We start from the raw sequence: 651 nt of genomic DNA on the forward strand, positions 1-651 counted from the left end.
ATAAAATCACACCTAAGTCTGTGGCTCTGGAAGAGGGTGCTATTCTCGCGCGCTTCGACTCCACTGATACCCAACTGCGCGCACGTGAAGTATTAATGGGCGTACTGGGCGATCAGTACGTCGTGGCGCTTAACCTTGCTCCGGCAACCCCGCGCTGGCTGGCAGCCATTCACGCAGAACCGATGAAACTCGGTCTTGACCTGCGTGGTGGCGTTCACTTCCTGATGGAAGTGGATATGGACACCGCGCTGGGTAAACTGCAGGAACAAAATATCGATAGCCTGCGCAGCGATCTGCGTGAAAAAGGCATTCCTTATACTACCGTTCGTAAAGAAGATAACTACGGTCTGAGCATCACCTTCCGTGATGGCAAGGCGCGTGACGACGCGATCTCTTATNTACCTGAGCAAGCGTCACCAGGATCTGGTTATTTCCAGCCAGGGCAGCAATGCACTGCGTGCGGTAATGACCGATGCGCGTCTGAGCGAAGCCCGTGAATACGCGGTACAGCAGAACATCAACATTCTGCGTAACCGTGTTAACCAACTGGGTGTTGCTGAACCGGTTGTACAACGTCAGGGTGCTGACCGCATCGTGGTCGAACTGCCGGGTATTCAGGATACCGCGCGGGCGAAAGAAATTCTGGGCGCA

Annotated in this window: 1 pseudogene; it reads left to right on the forward strand. The window is 54.5% G+C overall.

Going from position 1 to position 651, the window contains the following annotated elements:
• Nucleotides 1-651 (forward strand): annotated as a pseudogene (gene secD, locus FDX22_RS24650) (protein translocase subunit SecD); the annotation flags it as partial.

This window comes from Citrobacter sp. TBCS-14 (assembly GCF_005280805.1).
In the GTDB taxonomy this organism is placed as follows: domain Bacteria; phylum Pseudomonadota; class Gammaproteobacteria; order Enterobacterales; family Enterobacteriaceae; genus Citrobacter; species Citrobacter gillenii.